The following is a 15,704-nucleotide window of genomic DNA, read 5'->3' as shown; positions in this document are numbered from 1 at the left end:
GCGCGTGTCGGCGTTGAACGGGTTTCGCCTGTGTTTGTTGAACCTGTGGTCAATTCACAGGGGGAAAAATGTCGATCATCGCTTGGATCATTCTGGGACTCGTCGCGGGCTGGATCGCCAGCAAGATCATGCACGGCTCCGGGTCCGGCCTCGTCACCAACCTGGTTCTCGGCATCGTCGGAGCCTTCGTCGGCGGCATCCTGTTCAGCGCGGTCGGCGGAACCGGCGTCACGGGCTTCAACGTCTGGAGTCTGATCGTCGCCGTGGTGGGAGCCATCGTCGTGCTCTGGATCTACAACGCCGTCGCGGGCCGTCGCAGGGTCTGAGGGGAAGCGGAGGCGATCGGACCGTAGGCCGGGTCCCGTCCGAAGGGCGGGTGCCGACATCGGACTCCGACGCTCCCGGATGGTGCCGGCGCCGTCCCCCGGGGCCGGCGCCGGCCTGCCGGATACCAGCCTCGACACCGTTATGCAACTAGAAGTTAGCGGCCCTTGCGGCGTTCTGTCAGAATGCTTCCGGCGTATCGATGTTGCATAGCAGCAAAAGATGTCGCACGATGGAGGCAATGCAATTCTGCTGGAGCGGATCGAGCGATGGTTGCCACCAAGAATCCTACAAGGCGGACCGGCAGTCAGACTGCCCGATCCGACGCCAAGCCTGCCACCCCGGCCCGGAAGACCGCCGTGCGATCCCGCGCGAAGAGTGCCGCGAACGCGCCCGACGTGGTGACGGACCCTGTGGAAGCCGCTCCGCAGACCCCGGAGGAGCCTGAGGCGGCGGCCGTCGACGAAGCCGCTCCGGCGGCGGAAGCGGTACCGGCCGAACCCGTGCCCGAGACCGCCGCTCTCGAGGCCGTCGCTCCCGAGGTCGCCGCTCCCGAGACCGAGGCTGCCGTTCCTGAGCCCGCGAATTCCGCTTCCGAGTCCGAGGCGACGGCGGCGATGGCCAAGGAACTGGGCGTGAACCAGGACGTGGACAAGCTGGTGAGCCTCGCAGAGCAGGTCGTCCACGAGGCCGAGGCGATGGCAGGAGATGCCGCGCACAATTTCCAGGCCGCGATGAAGGCGGCGACCTCCGGCGGGGGCGTGGTGCCGACGCTCGGCGGCGTCAACGCCTATCTGCGCCAGTCGGTCGAGATCAACGCCCGGTTCATGGAGGAGTTCTCCAAGGTGAGGTCGCCGGTGGATCTCGTGGCGCTCCAGATGCGTTTCCTGGAGGAGCACCGGGCCGCCATGCTGGACTTCGCCCGCCAGTGGGTGCCGAAGACGCTCGACTCCTGAAACGCACCTGCGACACCTGTCGCAGGTCTGTAGCAACAGGCGTCGCACGGGCGCCTGGGTTCCAGCCGAAAGCCTTTTCCGGCCAATAGCTTGGCCTCATGGCACGGCGGTTGCTCTTCCCTCGCCATGGACCCGGTTCACAAGGGTCCGCACCCGAGGGAGGAGCAGACATGCAGCTCAATCGAGAAGAGCTACTCCAGAGCTATCGCACGATGTGCACGATCCGCGAGTTCGAGGAACGTGTGCATACCGAGTTCTCCGAAGGCGGCATCCCCGGCTTCGTCCATCTCTATGCCGGCGAGGAGGCTTCCGCCGTCGGCGTGTGCATGCACCTGGACGGCCGCGACAACATCGCCAGCACCCACCGCGGCCACGGCCACTGCATCGCCAAGGGCTGCGACGTCGTCGCCATGATGAAGGAGATCTTCGGTCGGGGCGACGGGCTGTGCGGCGGCAAGGGCGGCTCCATGCATATCGCCGACCTGTCGCGCGGCATGATGGGCGCCAACGGCATCGTCGGCGGCGGGCCGCCCCTGGTCTGCGGCGCGGCCCTGACCGCCAAGACCCTGAAGACCGGCGGCGTCGCCGTGGCTTTCGTCGGCGACGGGGCATCCAACCAGGGCACCACCCTGGAAAGTTACAACCTTGCCAAGGTCTGGAACCTGCCGGTCATCTTCGTGGTCGAGGACAACGGCTACGCCGAGGCGACCGCGAGCGCGTGGTCGGTGGCCGGCAGCCAGTCCAAGCGGGCGGCGGCGTTCGACATTCCCTCCTATGAACTGGACGGCAACGACTTCTTCGCGATCCACCAGGCCGCCGGCGAGGCGGTCGGCCGGGCGCGGGGCGGCGGCGGGCCGAGCCTGCTGCATGTCAGGCTGACCCGCTATTACGGCCATTTCGAAGGCGACGCCATGACCTACCGGGCGCCCGGCGAGGTCGAGACGGCGCGGCGCGAGCGCGACCCGCTGAGGATCTTCCGCAAGCGCGTGACCGAGGCGGGGCTGCTGGAGCCGACGCAGCTCGACGAGATCGAGGGCGAGGTGAAATCCCTGATCGACCGGTCCGTGATGGAGTCCAAGGCGGCCCCGCCGCCGGCGGCGGACCGGCTGCTGACCGACGTCTACGTCTCGTATTGAGGGGGCCGCCATCATGTCGAAGAAGTCATACCGCCAAGCGATCAACGAGGCGCTGGCTCAGGAGATGCGCCGCGACCCGACCGTCATCGTGATGGGCGAGGACAATGTGGGGGGCATGGGCGCCCCCGGCGAGGACGACGCCTGGGGCGGCGTGCTGGGCGTGACGAAGGGGCTGATGCCGGAGTTCGGGCGCGATCGGGTGCTGGACACGCCGATCACCGAGAGCGCCTTCATCGGTGCCGCCGTGGGCGCCGCCGCGACCGGGCTGCGGCCGGTGGCCGAGCTGATGTTCGTGGACTTCATGGGCGTCTGCTTCGACCAGATCTTCAACCAGGCGGCCAAGTTCCGCTACATGTTCGGCGGCAAGGCGGTCACGCCGGTCGTGATCCGGACCATGTACGGGGCCGGGTTCCGTGCCGCCAGCCAGCACAGCCAGTGCCTTTACCCCGTCTTCACCCACATCCCGGGGCTGAAGGTCGTGGTGCCGTCGTCGGCCTACGAGGCGAAGGGGCTGCTGATCCAGTCGATCCGGGACAACGATCCGGTGATCTTCCTGGAGCACAAGGTGATGTACGACGAGATCGAGGAGGTGCCCGACGAGCCCTACACGATCCCGTTCGGCGAGGCGAACCTGACCCGCGAGGGCGACGACGTCACGATCGTCGCGTTCGGCCGCATGGTCGGCTTCGCCAACAAGGCCGCCGACCTGCTGGAGAAGGAGGGCATCGCCTGCACGGTGATCGACCCGCGCACGACCTCCCCGCTGGACGAGGACACCATCATCGAGGCGGTCGAGAATACCGGCCGGCTGGTGGTGGTCGACGAGGCCAGCCCGCGCTGCGGTATGGCGGCCGATGTCTCGGCGCTGGTCGCCCAGAACGCCTTCAAGGCGCTGAAGGCGCCGATCCGCATGGTGACCCCGCCGCACACACCGGTGCCCTTCGCGCCGGAGCTGGAGGACGCCTACATCCCGTCGCCGGACCGGATCGCGGAGGCCGTCCGCCACGTCATGGTGTGACCCGAGGAGAAGGAGCCGGCCGGCGGAGTTTCGCGCCGGCCGGCGGTGTTTGCCTGCAATGAGGACTTCAGTCGATGACAAACGAGATCAAGGCCCTGGCCATGCCCAAATGGGGCCTGGCGATGACCGAGGGTGCCGTCACCGCGTGGCTGGCCGAGGAAGGCGCCGCGGTCAGGGAGGGGGACGAGATCCTGGAGATCGAGACGACCAAGATCACCAACGTCTATGAATCCCCGATCGCCGGCACCCTGCGCCGCCGCACGGTCGAGGCCGGGCAGACCGTTCCGGTCGGAGCCTTGCTGGGGGTCGTCGCCGACCCGGGAGTTCCGGACGCCGACATCGACGCCTTCGTCGCGCGCTTCCAGGAGGAGTTCGCGGTCGAGGCCGCGGAAGCCGGCGAGGCGTCCGGGCCGGAGCCGCGATTCGTCGAGGCCGGCGGACGCCGGCTCCGGTACCTGATGATGGGCGAAGGGGAGGACGGGGCGGCGCCCCTGGTGCTGATCCACGGGTTCGGCGGCGACCTGAACAACTGGCAGTTCAACCAGCCGGCGCTGGCGGAGGACCGTCCCGTCTATGCGCTGGACCTGCCGGGGCACGGCGGGTCGGAGAAGAGCGGGGGCCAGGGCGGCGTACCGGAACTGGCGGGCGTGGTGCGGGACTTCCTGAACGCGCTCGGCATTCAGCGGACGCACCTGGCCGGGCACTCCATGGGCGGCGCCGTGGCGCTGCACCTGGCGGCGGAGGAGCCTTCGCGGGTCGCCTCGGTCACCCTGGTCTGCTCCGCCGGCCTCGGCGAGGAGGTCAACCTGGACTATATCGAGGGCTTCATCGCCGCCGAGCGGCGAAAGGAGATGAAGTCGGTCCTCGAGATGCTGTTCGCCGACCCGTCGCTGGTCAGCCGCGACATGGTCGAGGAACTGCTGAAGTACAAGCGGCTGGACGGTGTCGGCGCCGCGCTCCGGTCGATCGCCGACGCGACCTTCGCGGGCGGACGGCAGGCCCATGTGCTGGCCGGCAGGCTGGGGCAGGTGACGGCGCCGGTCCAGGCGGTGTGGGGAGCCGCGGACAGGATCATCCCGGCCCGGCACGCCGAGGCGCTCGGCGAGGGCCGGCGCCATGTCTTCGACGGAGCCGGGCACATGGTCCACATGGAGAAGGCGGGGGAGTTCAACCGGCTGATGTCCGACTTTATGACCACGGCGTAGCGGAGTCTGCCGATTCCGCTGGCGGCGGGCCGGTGCTACACTCGATTGATAACGGCGATCCAACGTCGGCATGATGGGAGGAAGGCAATGGTCCGTCTCCATGCGCCAGAGCGGGAGCACGTCGATCTCATACTGTCCAGCGTCACGGGAGCGGCGGCGGGTGCGAAGGTCGAGCCGCCCGACCTGATCCGGCGCTCCTGGGCGCGCTGCCTCAACAATCACCAGCTCGATCCGGCCCGGCCGGGACGCCCGGTCGTCCTGACCCAGTCGGAGCTGGGCGGGTTCCGCGAGCCGATGGAGGAGTTCATCGGCATCGCCACCGCCGAGTTGCGCCGCCTCTACGCGCAGGTCGCCGGGTCAGACTATGTCGTCATGCTGACCGACGCCAACGGCATCGCGGTCGATTACCTGGGCCATGCCAGCTTCGAGCAGGAGCTGAAGCAGGCCGGCCTCTATCTCGGCTCCATCTGGTCGGAGGCGCAGGAGGGCACCAACGGCGTCGGGACCTGCATCGCCACGCGCGAGCCGCTGACCGTCCACCGGCAGGAGCATTTCCGCACCCGGCACACCACCCTCACCTGCACCGTGGCGCCGATTTTCGACCCCTCGGGCCAGATGCTGGGCGTGCTGGACGTCTCCAACATGACCGCCCCCGCGGACCGGCGCAGCCAGATGCTGGCGCTGGAGTTGGTCAAACGGTCCGCCCGGCTGATGGAGGACGGGTATTTCCTGGCGCGGTCGCGGCGGCACTGGGTGGTCGGCCTCAGCGCCGGCCGCGAGCTGGCGGACCTGGTGATCGACGGGCTGCTGGCGGTGGACGGCGGCGGCACCATCCTGGGCGCCAACCAGACGGCGCTGCGGGCGGATTTCACGGGGGATGCCGCGCCGCTGCTGGGCAGGAGCCTGTACGAGCTTTTCGGCATCACCATGGAGGCGCTGATCGGGCGCCAGCGCACCGGCATTCCCCAGCCGCTGCGCTGCCTGGCGACCGGCGCCACCTGGTACGCGACGCTGCGCCCGCCGACCGGTCGCCTGTTGCGGGGATCGGCGGTGGGCGAGCGGCCGCGGCAGCCGGCATCGGCCGGTCCGTCCAGGGGACAGGAAACGGGACCGCTCGACTTGGACCGGCTGGCCGGCAGCGATCCGGGAATGGCGGGCAATGTCCAGCGCATCCGGCGGGTGCTGGACAAGGGGATCGGCATCATGATCCTGGGTGAGACCGGCACCGGCAAGGAGGCGGTCGCCCGGGCGATCCACCAGGCGAGCGCCCGCGCCGCCCGGCCGTTCGTCGGGATCAACTGCGCCGCCATTCCGGAGAGCCTGATCGAAAGCGAGCTGTTCGGCTATGTGGAGGGTGCCTTCACCGGCGCGCGGCGCGGCGGCGTGCGCGGCAAGGTCCAGCTCGCGGACGGCGGCACGCTGTTCCTCGACGAGATCGGCGACATGCCGCTGGGGGCGCAGACCCGGTTGCTGCGGGTGCTGGCCGAGCGGGAGATCCTGCCGCTGGGCCATGACCGGCCGATCTCCGTGGATCTGAGCGTCATCTGCGCGACCCACCAGGACCTGGAGCGGCTGGTCGCCGACGGGCGGTTCCGGGAGGACCTGTATTACAGGCTGAACGGGCTGTCGCTGACCCTGCCGCCGCTCCGCGAGCGGTCCGACAAGGCCGACCTGATCCGCGCGCTGGCGGCGCCGGCCCGGATCGATCCGCCGGCGCTGTCGGCCCTGCTGGCCTGCCGGTGGCCGGGCAATATCCGCCAGCTCCAGAACGTGATGCGGGTGGCCTCCGCCCTGTCGGAGGGAGGCGTGATCCGGCTGGAAGACCTGCCCGCGGAGGTGACCCGGCCCGCGTCGCTGCCGACCCCGCCGGACCCCCTGCCGTCGGGCGAGGCCGGCATCCTGCTGTCGGTGCTGCGCCGGCACCAGTGGTGCGTGACCCGCGCCGCGGACGAGCTGCATATCAGCCGCTCGACCCTGCACCGGAAGATCAACCGCTACGGGCTGGTCTCCCCGGCGAGGCTGGAGGGATAGGCAGCTTATACGGATGGGCGGCGTCCCGCCGCCCGTTTCCCGGCCGGTTAGGCCACATCGAACAAGCCGCCCTGCGGGACGGCCGCGTCGTCGGAGGCGTTGGGGTCGCCGGGCGCGGTTTCCCAGCCGAGGCCGGGCAGGGCGATGATGCGGTTGCCGCCGCCGTCGTTGCGGCTGACCACGAAACCGCGCTGGTCCATGTAGGTCAGCAGGCGGCGGGCGCGGCCTGGCGACCGGCTGCCGACGGCACGGGCCAGCTCGGCGTCGGACGGGCAGGGGGCGCGCTCGATCGCGGCGCGGGCGATCAGCAGGAAGACGCCCTGGATATCCTCCGGCAGGTCGGCGGCTATGGCGGACGCCTGCTCCCATTCGGGACCATCGGCGGTCTGCTCGCCGACGCCGGCCCGGGCGGCGGACAGGCGCCGCTTGAAGGCGGCGAGGTCCAGGGGCGCGCCGGGGACCTTGTGGATCCGGCAGCGGACCAGGAAATCCTGGTACAGCACCGCGACCGAGCGGAAGGCCGCCTCGGGGTCGGCCAGGATCTTGCGCAGGATGTCGTCCAGAACAGGCTCGCGGTCGATCTCCGGCCCCTGCTCCTCCGCCTCCTCGGGCGGTGGCGTCAGGACGGGGCGCGACTGGGCGAGCTGGAACAGGATGTCCATGTTGGGCGCGGCGGCCGGGGCCGGGCGGCGGATCACCGAGCGGGGCGGCGGCTCGGGCTCGCCGGGCTGGAGGATCAGGTCCCTGGCATCCTCCGGCGGGGTCGCGGGCAGGGGCGTCAGCTTGGGGCTGCCGGTCCTTCCGGTAGTCTCGACGGAGCCGATCCGCAGCGGCAGCGGGCGCCGGGACAGCGCCGGCCCCAGGGCTATGAAATGGCCCCGCTCCAGGTCGCGGAACATCTCGGCCTGCCGGCGCTCCATGCCGAGCAGGTCGGCGGCGCGGGCCATGTCGATGTCCAGGAAGGTGCGGCCCATCAAGAAGTTGGAGGCTTCCGCCGCGACGTTCTTGGCGAGCTTGGCCAGCCGCTGGGTCGCGATGACCCCGGCCAGCCCGCGCTTGCGCCCGCGGCACATCAGGTTGGTCATGGCGCCCAGCGACACCTTGCGCGCCTCGTCGGCGACCTCGCCGGCCGCGGCGGGGGCGAACATCTGGGCCTCGTCCACCACGACCAGCATCGGGTACCAGAAATCCCGGTCGGCATCGAACAGTCCGCCCAGGAATGCCGCGGCGTGGCGCATCTGAAGCTCGACATCGAGCCCCTCGAGGTTGACCACGACCGACACGCGATGCTCGCGCACCCGCGCCGCGATCCGCTGGAGCTGCCCTTCGGAATGGGCGGAGGCGTCGACCACCACATGGCCGAACCGCTCGGCCAGGGTCACGAAATCCCCTTCGGGGTCGAGGATCGCCTGCTGGACCCAGGCGGCGCTCTGTTCGACCAGGCGGCGCAGGAGGTGCGACTTGCCGGACCCGGAGTTGCCCTGGACCAGCAGCCGGGTCGCCAGCAGTTCCTCCAGATTCAGCGTCGCCGGCGAGCCCCCTTGCGTCGAACCCATGTCGATGCTGACATTCATCAAACCCGAACCTCTCCGCTACGCTGCGTCACCCGTCAGCCCTCCTATAGCGTAGAATCCCGCCGGCGCAAAACGGTGCGCCGAATCGCACCCGTCCAAGTAAATTCGTAAACTAATGTAAAGCATGACGGGGCGCGTCGGCGCCGGTGCGGCATTTTCTAACGCATTCAGGATGCCGATGCCTTCCTGCACCCGGGCCTGTATAGTGTAGTGATATTGTTTTTCGGGGCCACCGATGGCGAGCGACCATAACATCGATGCTGATCTGGTTGCTGAATTATTACCCTTCTTCATCGACGATGTCATCGAAAGGTTAGGCACCGTCGAGGAGATGGTCGTCCGCTTTTCGAAGGAGACCACGGTAAAGCCGGACTCCTTCGAATTGTTGCGGCACGTCCACAGCATCAAGGGAGCCGCCGCCAGTTTCGGCTTTCCTACGATCGCATTGATCGCCCACCACCTCGAAGACTACATCATCGCGACCGGCAACTTCCGGGAGTCGGCGGTCGAGGGCATCCTGGAGCATGTCCAGGCGATCGGAAGGATCGTCGAATCCCGGCGCGATCCTGGGATTGAGGAGGGCCGGCGGGTCCTGAAGTCGCTGCCGGACTTCCATCCCTCGCCGGCGCTGCGCCGGACGGCGGCCCAGAGGACGGTGCTGTTCATCGGCCCGCGCAACATCCAGCTCCGCTTGATGGAGCCGGAGATCCGGGCGACCGGCTTCCGGTTGGTGGCGCTGTCCAACTCGTTCCAGGGTATCGAAAGCGCCATCCGGACCCGGCCCGACCTGATCCTGATCAGCAACATCATCGATATCCTGGACGGCGTCGACGTCGCCCGCATGATCCGGGTCTGCGAGGTGACCCAGTCGATCCCCCTGATCGTGGTCGCCTCCAAGCTCGACGCCGAGCCGGTCGGCGCCCGGCTGAGGCGCCAGGGCGGGGGCATCCTGGTGGTCCGCAAGGGGGAGGACTTCGCGGCCGATTTCGCCAAGGCCCTCGTGGCGCTCGACGTGGTCTGACTGTAAGTTCGTCCCGACCAGACCGGCTCACCGACCGCTTTCCAGGGGAAACGCATGACCGACCGCTTGATCGTCGAACGGCAGGGACCGATCGGCTGGATCACCTTCTCGAATCCGGAACGCCACAACGCCCTGAAGGTTGAGATGTGGCAGGCCCTGCCGGACGCGCTGGCCCGGTTCGAGGCCGACGACGAGGTCAAGGTGATCGTGCTGCGCGGTGCGGGCGAGAAGGCCTTCATCTCCGGAGCCGACATCTCGGAGTTCGAGGAGATGCGCTCCTCGGAAGAGGCCGTGCTGGCTTACGAGGATCTGGCCGAGGGGTCGATGCGGGCGCTCCAGACGGTGGCGAAGCCGACCATCGCCATGATCCGGGGCTATTGCATCGGCGGCGGCCTGGGGGTGGCGATCAGCTGCGATCTCCGCATCGCGGCGGAAGGCTCCACCTTCGCCATTCCGGCCGGGCGGTTGGGGCTGGGTTACCGGTTCAGCGGGGTCAAGCGCCTGCACGACCTGGTCGGCCCGGCCTTCGCGAAGGAGATCTTCTTCACCGCCCGGCGCTTTCCGGCGGAGGAGGCGATGCGGATCGGCCTGATCAACCGGATGGTGCCGGCCGGGGACCTGGACCGCGCCGTGGCGGAGACCTGCGCCACCATCGCCGACAACGCGCCGCTGACCGTGCGCTCGGTCAAGCTGATGATCGAGGAACTGGGAAAACCCGAGGGGCAGCCCGACCACGGGATGTGCGAACGGCTGGTGCGCGGCTGCTTCGCCAGCGAGGACTATGTGGAGGGCAGGCGCGCCTTCATGGAGAAGCGCAAGCCGGTGTTCCGCGGCCGGTAGCAGCCGCGGAACACCGGCCGGCCTTCACGGCTGGGCGAGGCTGCCGAGGCAGCGGCCGAGGCTCCTGAGGTCGGACATGAACCCCTGGGCGAAGCCGGACAGGGACGCATCGGGAGCCGCACGGCCGCCCGCCCCTTCGGCGCAGACGTCGCGGGGCGAGGCGGGCTCCTGGGCGACCTGCCGGCGCGGAGCCGGTTCGCGAGCCTGGGGCGGCGGCGTCAGCCGGACGGGGGGCGCCACGACGGGGCGCTCGTCGACGGCGGCCGGCGCCGCGGCCACCGCCGGCCGTTGCGGCGCCTGCTGCTGGGATGCCGCGCTCCGGGGCTGCGAGGGCTGCTGCGGATCCCGGGCGGACGGCTGCTCCCATTCGGGCGGAAGCGCGGCTGCCGCAGGCGGCGGCGCGGGCTCGGCCGGCAGGCTTTCGGGCTCCGGCAGCTGGATCGCCCGCGTCGGCGGGGACGGCAGGCCGGCGGTCAGCGCCGACCGTCCGTCGCCGTCGAGCAATTCGGCCGTGGGGCGGGGAGCCGCCGGCCACAGGGCATTGGTCACGAAACCGGCGCCGAACGCCAGGAGGACCAGCAGTCCGGCGAAAGCCCACCGCAATCCCCGCCGGCCGGTGCGCGCCGGTTCGGGTTCGGGTTCGAGCAGATGCAGGGGGACGGGCCGGGAGGCGGGCCGCACGGGAGCTTCCTCCGTCACCGGCCGGCTGCGGCGGCGAAGCTCGGCCGGGTGCGATGCCACGGGTGGCGGGGCCGCATTCCTGACCGGCGGTCGGAGCTCCGCGGGCGATGCCGGCCGGGCGGCTGCGGGAGCCGGGATATCGAGGGGAGCTTCCGGAACGGGATCGGGCTCGGGCGCTGCCTGCCCGATGCTCCAGCGGGCGCTCGCGACTTGGCGGGCGGCACCCGCCAGGGCCGGCCGGTCGAACAGCCGGTCCAGCGCCGGGCTTCCGGTCAGCAGCACCTGCATGTAGAGGCCATCGTCGGTGTCGCTCCCGGACAGTTCGAACAGGTCGGCTATCGTGCCGGCATCGAGCAGATGGGCATCGAGGACGACCAGCAAGCCGGAACCGGCGGCTTCGAGCCCGCGCTCCAGCGCGAGGGCCAGCCGTTCCAGGTCGTCGGAGCCCCCGGCTCCCAGATCGGCGGATACCTGTACGAGCAGGTCCTCCACGGTGGCGCCGCGGTGGGCGGTCGCCACCAGTCCCAGTCCGCAGGACGAGTCCATGTGGCCGGCCATGCGCCGGCCCAGCGTCCTGCCCGCGTCCGGGTGACCGTCGGACAGGACCATCACGCGCCGGCCCGCCATCACCGCCATCAGGACGGCATTGAACGCCGCTTCCCGTTCCTTGAGCGGATCGGGAGCGGGTTCCGGAGTCGGGGCGACGTTCTGGGGAATGATTCGTATGCCGCTCGTCATCGCTCGCTCGCCAGGGAGCGCTTCGGGTCGTGGGCTGGTCATCCGGCTTTATTACCCACCCGCCCGCCCGAACGGAATGACAAGGCCGTATTACCGCTATGGATCGGGTTAACGGATGCCGGGCGACGGAAGGTTGAGCCGATCGCGCGCTTCGGCGACGGTGCGGTCGCCGCGCAGGTCGAAGACCTGGAGGATCAGGTCACTGACGTCGCGTTCCTCGGTGTCGGCGCACTCGGCGAAGACGCGGGCCAGCACCTCGATCTGGAAATCACGGCGCCGGCTGGCCAGCATCGCCCGGGGCCAGCGCCGCGCGACGCCCAGGGCGATGCGGAACGGCTCCATAAGCCAGGCCTTCATGCCGGCCTGGTCGAAGGCGGCCCGGAGGCCCGCGGGACGCTCGTCCATCACCATGACGGCAGCGGCCTCGCGCGTGACGCCGCAGCGGACGGCCATCCCCGTGATGAAGGCTTCCAGGTCGCCGGCGCACAGCATGCGGAACAGCAGGTCGGTGGTCAGCTGGCGCTGCCAGTGCATCTGCTCCAGGAAGCCCCGGAGATGCGCGCCGTCGGCCAGCATGGGACGGATCATCATCATCATGGCGGCTTCCCGGCCGCGGGTGATGCAACGCTCGAGCACCATGTCCGGAATCTTGTGGCGCTTGGCGAGGTCGCGCATGACCGCGGCCGAAACCCGGCCCAGCAGCTTCCAGGCGACGGGCGCCGGCAGCATCGGATGCTGGGCGACCATCGTCGCCACCGACTGGTGGTCGCCGTGCCGGTCCACGATGCGGCCGAACCCCTCCGGCGCGATCTCGGCGCCCGAATTGGCCAGCAGACATGACACGACCGCTACGTCGCCGGCGTCGATCAGGGCGTCGGAGACCACGGTGGAGACGCGCGGGCGGCCGGCGATCGCCTCCATCTTCCGCTGGTCGCCCTTGCCGATCAGGGTGGTCAGGAACGCGTCCTCGAAGCCGGCATGATGGCTGAGCACCGGTGCAGCCACTTCCGCCACGTCCTCCGCCAGGCGGATCGCCAGGGATTCCGGCAGGCGGTCGTTGTTGCGGAACTGCCAGGCGACGGCTTGGCGGACGGCGATCTCGGCATCCTGGGCGAAGTGCATCAGGATTTCGGCGGCCATGTCGGCGGCCGATCCGGAAAGCCCGCCCTGGCGGATATGTTCGGCCACTTTGCCGGCGGTATCGATCCGGTTGGCGACCGAGGGCTGATCCATCAGACGCGCGACATCGGCCAACGAGAGGTTGGTGGGCGGCGTGGAGGGCATGGCTGAATGCACGGTCGATCCTTCGTCTGCTACTTTGGCGTCGTAACTTAAGGGTGACGATCCAAGGTTGACGAAGGATTGCCCGCGAGACCGGAAGCTGTGACAAATATGAGTCCCGCGCTGTGCGCCCGCGGCGTAGGTCGGTCTTCGCCCGTCAGGGCGAACGCCGACGCCGCCCTACGTCAGCAGGTCGATGAACATGCGGGCCGACGTGATGCCCAGGAACAGGGCGAAGACGGCGCGGAGCGCGCGGGTCGGGATGGCGTGGGCCAGCCGGGCGCCCCAGGGAGCCGCGAACATGGTGGCGGGGGCGAGGATCGCGAAGGCGACGAGATTGACGTTGCCGAGCGAGAAGGGCGGCAGCTCGTCGCTTCCCCAGCCGCCGATGATCGCGCCGATCGTGCCGGGGAAGGCGATGATCAGGCCGATCGCGGAGGCGGTGCCGACGGCGCGGCGGATCGGGTAGCTGCACAGGACCAGCGTCGGCACGGTCAGGGTGCCGCCGCCGATCCCCATCATGGTGGAGATCAGGCCGATCAGGGTGCCGATGCCGAAGCGGGGAATGCCGCCAGGTAGGTGGTCGGACAGCCGCAGGCTCTCCGGCGCGAACGCCATGTGGAGCGCGACAGCGGCGGCCGTGACGGCGAACACGGCGATCAGCACCTCGCCTTCGACCAGCCCGATCAGAACGGCGCCGATCACCACGCCGAAAGCGATGGCGGGTCCCCAGCTCTTCAGCAGGGCCACGTCGACCGCATCCTTCTTCAGGTGGGCGCGCATCGACATGATCGAGGTCGGGATGATGGTGGAGAGCGACGTGCCGACCGCAAGCTGCATCGCCACGTCGCTGTCGATGTCGAGCAGGTCGAGCAGGTGGTAGAGCACGGGAACGATGACGATGCCGCCGCCGACGCCCAGCAGGCCGGCGAGGATCCCGCCGAACAGTCCGACGCCCAGCAGGACGGCCGCCATGACGGCGAGTTGGGTAAGCTCCGGGGTCACTTCGAGTCCATTACGGTAGGGCTTTCCTTGGAAGGGCTCCTTCCTCCCCGGAAGGAGGGAGCCCCCCTTATCTTAACGCAGGTCTTAACGCCCGATCGCGTAGGCCTGCATCAGGCGCGGCGTCGCCGCAGCCTTGATGATGCCCTGCTCCCGGGATGCCGCGCACAAACGGCCGATCGACCATTCGGGCATTACTTCCACGTTATGCCCGCGCCGCAGCAATTCCTCAATGGTCGAGGCGGGTAGATTCGCCTCCACCGAAAGGCTGCCCGGGCGGCTGGCGCGCGGATAGAACGAGCCCGGGAAATGGTCGGTGTGGAACAGCGGCTGGTCGATCGTCTCCTGCAGGTTCAGCCCGTAATGGACATGGCGCAGGAAGAAGATCGGCTGCCACTGGTCCTGCTGGTCGCCGCCCGGCGTGCCGAAGGCCAGGTAAGGCTTGCCGTCGCGCAGCGCCATGGACGGGGTCAGCGTCGTGCGCGGGCGCTTGCCCGGCGCCAGGCTGGACGGCAGGCCTTCCTCCAGCCAGAACATCTGCGCCCGGCTGGTCAGGGCGAAGCCCAGCTCCGGGATGATGGGGGAGCTTTGCAGCCAGCCGCCGCTGGGCGTCGCGGAAACCATGTTGCCCCAGCGGTCGATGACGTCGATATGGCAGGTGTCGCCCCGCCGCTCGCCGCGCTGCTCGGACAGGTGCGCCATGGTCGGCTCGCCGGCCCCGGCGCCGCTGTCGCTCCCGGCATGGCCCGCGACGCCGGGAACCGCCCGGTCGGCCTGCCCCTCGAAGCCGGGGATGCGGCCCGGCCGCAACTCCAGCGACGCCGTGTCGCCGACCAGCTTGCGGCGCTCGTCGTTGTAGGCGTCGGACAGCAGGGTCTCGACCGGTACCTCGACGAAGTCCGGATCGCCGTAATAGGCCTCCCGGTCGGCGAAGGCGAGCTTCATGCACTCGATTACGGTATGGATGAAGTCGGGGCCGTTCGGGTCCATGCTGTCGAGGTCGAAGCCCTTCAGCAGGGCGATCTGCTGGAGGAAGACGGGACCCTGGCCCCAGGGGCCGGTCTTGCAGACGGTATAGTTGCGGTAGTCGTAGGTCAGCGGGTCCTCGTAGGTCGCCTTCCAGCCGGCCATGTCCTGCCCGCTCAGCAGCCCGCGGTGGCGGCGGCCGGAGACGTCCATCACCTCGTTGGTCCGGCAGAAGCTGTCGATCGCCTCGGCCACGAAGCCCTGGTAGAACTGGTCGCGGGCGGCCTGGATGCGGGACTCGCGGGTCGGCCCCTGGGCCTCGCGCACCAGTCGCTTGTACGTGGCGGCCAGGCGTTCGTTGCGGAACAGGGCGCCCGGCTTCGGCACCTCGCCGTTCGGCAGCCAGGTCGCGGCGGAGGTCGGCCAGTCCTCCCGGAACATGGCGCTGACCGTGTCGATCGACTGGGAGACGCGGGCCAGCATGGGATGCCCGGTCTCGGCGTAGTAGATCGCCGGCTCCAGTACGTCGGCCAGCTCCATGGTGCCGTGGTCGCGCAGCATGGTCAGCCAAGCGTCGAACGCGCCGGGGACCACGGCGGCGAGCAGGCCGGTACCGGGGATCAGCGACAGGCCCTGGTCGCGATAGGCCTGGATCGTCGCGGCACCCGGCGCGGTGCCCTGGCCGCAGATCACGCGGACCCGGTCCTCCGACGCGTTGTAGATCAGGATCGGCACCTCGCCGGCAGGTCCGTTCAGGTGCGGCTCGACGATCTGCAGGACGAAGCCGGTGGCGACGGCGGCGTCGAAGGCGTTGCCGCCCTTCTCCAGCACCGCCATGCCGGCGGCCGAGGCCAGCCAGTGGGTCGAGGTGACGGCGCCGAAGGTGCCGAGGATTTCCGGACGGGTGGTGAACATTATGAGCGATTCCCTT

13 protein-coding genes are annotated in these 15,704 nt (G+C 69.5%); 8 read left to right on the top strand and 5 right to left on the bottom strand.

Annotation, left to right across the window (positions count from 1 at the left end; translation table 11 throughout):
- Positions 1–68 precede the first annotated feature (68 nt).
- The 6 genes from JL101_RS13660 (at position 69) to JL101_RS13635 (ending at position 6,670) form a co-directional block, all read left to right on the top strand.
- The gene (locus JL101_RS13660) at positions 69–326 is read left to right on the top strand and encodes a GlsB/YeaQ/YmgE family stress response membrane protein (protein WP_203095586.1); all 258 of its coding nucleotides are present in this window, start codon (positions 69–71) and stop codon (positions 324–326) included.
- Positions 327–683: 357 nt separating this feature from the next.
- On the top strand, positions 684–1,280 hold the full coding sequence (locus JL101_RS13655) for a hypothetical protein (protein ID WP_203095584.1): 597 nt from the start codon (positions 684–686) through the stop codon (positions 1,278–1,280).
- A gap of 170 nt (positions 1,281–1,450) precedes the next feature.
- Entirely contained in the window at positions 1,451–2,416 is a 966-nt protein-coding gene (locus JL101_RS13650; RefSeq protein ID WP_203095582.1) for a thiamine pyrophosphate-dependent dehydrogenase E1 component subunit alpha, read from the top strand.
- A 13-nt stretch (positions 2,417–2,429) separates the two neighbouring features.
- Positions 2,430–3,434, top strand: a complete 1,005-nt coding sequence (locus JL101_RS13645; protein WP_203095581.1) for an alpha-ketoacid dehydrogenase subunit beta — start codon at positions 2,430–2,432, stop codon at positions 3,432–3,434.
- Between the two features lie 74 nt (positions 3,435–3,508).
- On the top strand, positions 3,509–4,639 hold the full coding sequence (locus tag JL101_RS13640) for an acetoin dehydrogenase dihydrolipoyllysine-residue acetyltransferase subunit (RefSeq protein ID WP_203095579.1): 1,131 nt from the start codon (positions 3,509–3,511) through the stop codon (positions 4,637–4,639).
- Positions 4,640–4,726: 87 nt separating this feature from the next.
- Positions 4,727–6,670 carry a sigma-54-dependent Fis family transcriptional regulator gene (locus tag JL101_RS13635; RefSeq protein ID WP_203095577.1) on the top strand — a complete coding sequence of 648 codons (1,944 nt, stop codon included), beginning with the start codon at positions 4,727–4,729 and terminating at the stop codon, positions 6,668–6,670.
- 47 nt (positions 6,671–6,717) lie between these two features.
- On the opposite strand, the gene JL101_RS13630 is transcribed toward JL101_RS13635, so the two are convergent.
- The gene (locus JL101_RS13630; protein WP_203095575.1) at positions 6,718–8,244 is read right to left on the bottom strand and encodes an ATP-binding protein; all 1,527 of its coding nucleotides are present in this window, start codon (positions 8,242–8,244) and stop codon (positions 6,718–6,720) included.
- Between the two features lie 235 nt (positions 8,245–8,479).
- Between JL101_RS13630 and JL101_RS13625 the strand changes: the two genes are divergently transcribed.
- The gene (locus JL101_RS13625) at positions 8,480–9,265 is read left to right on the top strand and encodes an Hpt domain-containing protein (RefSeq protein ID WP_203095573.1); all 786 of its coding nucleotides are present in this window, start codon (positions 8,480–8,482) and stop codon (positions 9,263–9,265) included.
- 54 nt (positions 9,266–9,319) lie between these two features.
- Positions 9,320–10,105 carry an enoyl-CoA hydratase gene (locus JL101_RS13620; protein WP_203095571.1) on the top strand — a complete coding sequence of 262 codons (786 nt, stop codon included), beginning with the start codon at positions 9,320–9,322 and terminating at the stop codon, positions 10,103–10,105.
- Between the two features lie 24 nt (positions 10,106–10,129).
- Here JL101_RS13620 and JL101_RS13615 read toward each other — a convergent pair whose 3' ends face one another.
- The 4 genes from JL101_RS13615 to JL101_RS13600 all read right to left on the bottom strand — a co-directional run bounded on the left by JL101_RS13615 (position 10,130) and on the right by JL101_RS13600 (position 15,688).
- Positions 10,130–11,524 (bottom strand): ATP-binding protein, encoded by a 1,395-nt coding sequence (locus JL101_RS13615; RefSeq protein ID WP_203095570.1) that lies wholly within the window; start codon positions 11,522–11,524, stop codon positions 10,130–10,132.
- Between the two features lie 108 nt (positions 11,525–11,632).
- Positions 11,633–12,820, bottom strand: a complete 1,188-nt coding sequence (locus tag JL101_RS13610) for a DUF2336 domain-containing protein (protein WP_203095569.1) — start codon at positions 12,818–12,820, stop codon at positions 11,633–11,635.
- Positions 12,821–12,985: 165 nt separating this feature from the next.
- Positions 12,986–13,810, bottom strand: coding sequence for a sulfite exporter TauE/SafE family protein (locus tag JL101_RS13605; protein WP_228435445.1), 825 nt, complete (start codon positions 13,808–13,810; stop codon positions 12,986–12,988).
- A gap of 84 nt (positions 13,811–13,894) precedes the next feature.
- Positions 13,895–15,688, bottom strand: a complete 1,794-nt coding sequence (locus JL101_RS13600; protein WP_203095568.1) for a gamma-glutamyltransferase family protein — start codon at positions 15,686–15,688, stop codon at positions 13,895–13,897.
- Positions 15,689–15,704 lie beyond the last annotated feature (16 nt).

Source organism: Skermanella rosea, assembly GCF_016806835.2.
Classification (GTDB): Bacteria; Pseudomonadota; Alphaproteobacteria; order Azospirillales; family Azospirillaceae; genus Skermanella; species Skermanella rosea.
Note: the sequence above shows the minus strand (reverse complement) of the source record. Positions and strands in the feature narration are given on the sequence as shown.

Bases quoted from the DNA above. Each gene is read 5' to 3' on its own strand.
- JL101_RS13630 (WP_203095575.1), bottom strand. From the start codon at position 8,244: ATGAATGTCAGCATCGACATGGGTTCGACGCAAGGGGGCTCGCCGGCG.
- JL101_RS13620 (WP_203095571.1), top strand. From the start codon at position 9,320: ATGACCGACCGCTTGATCGTCGAACGGCAGGGACCGATCGGCTGGATC.
- JL101_RS13660 (WP_203095586.1), top strand. From the start codon at position 69: ATGTCGATCATCGCTTGGATCATTCTGGGACTCGTCGCGGGCTGGATC.
- JL101_RS13635 (WP_203095577.1), top strand. From the start codon at position 4,727: ATGGTCCGTCTCCATGCGCCAGAGCGGGAGCACGTCGATCTCATACTG.
- JL101_RS13645 (WP_203095581.1), top strand. From the start codon at position 2,430: ATGTCGAAGAAGTCATACCGCCAAGCGATCAACGAGGCGCTGGCTCAG.
- JL101_RS13600 (WP_203095568.1), bottom strand. From the start codon at position 15,688: ATGTTCACCACCCGTCCGGAAATCCTCGGCACCTTCGGCGCCGTCACC.
- JL101_RS13640 (WP_203095579.1), top strand. From the start codon at position 3,509: ATGACAAACGAGATCAAGGCCCTGGCCATGCCCAAATGGGGCCTGGCG.
- JL101_RS13650 (WP_203095582.1), top strand. From the start codon at position 1,451: ATGCAGCTCAATCGAGAAGAGCTACTCCAGAGCTATCGCACGATGTGC.
- JL101_RS13625 (WP_203095573.1), top strand. From the start codon at position 8,480: ATGGCGAGCGACCATAACATCGATGCTGATCTGGTTGCTGAATTATTA.
- JL101_RS13615 (WP_203095570.1), bottom strand. From the start codon at position 11,524: ATGACGAGCGGCATACGAATCATTCCCCAGAACGTCGCCCCGACTCCG.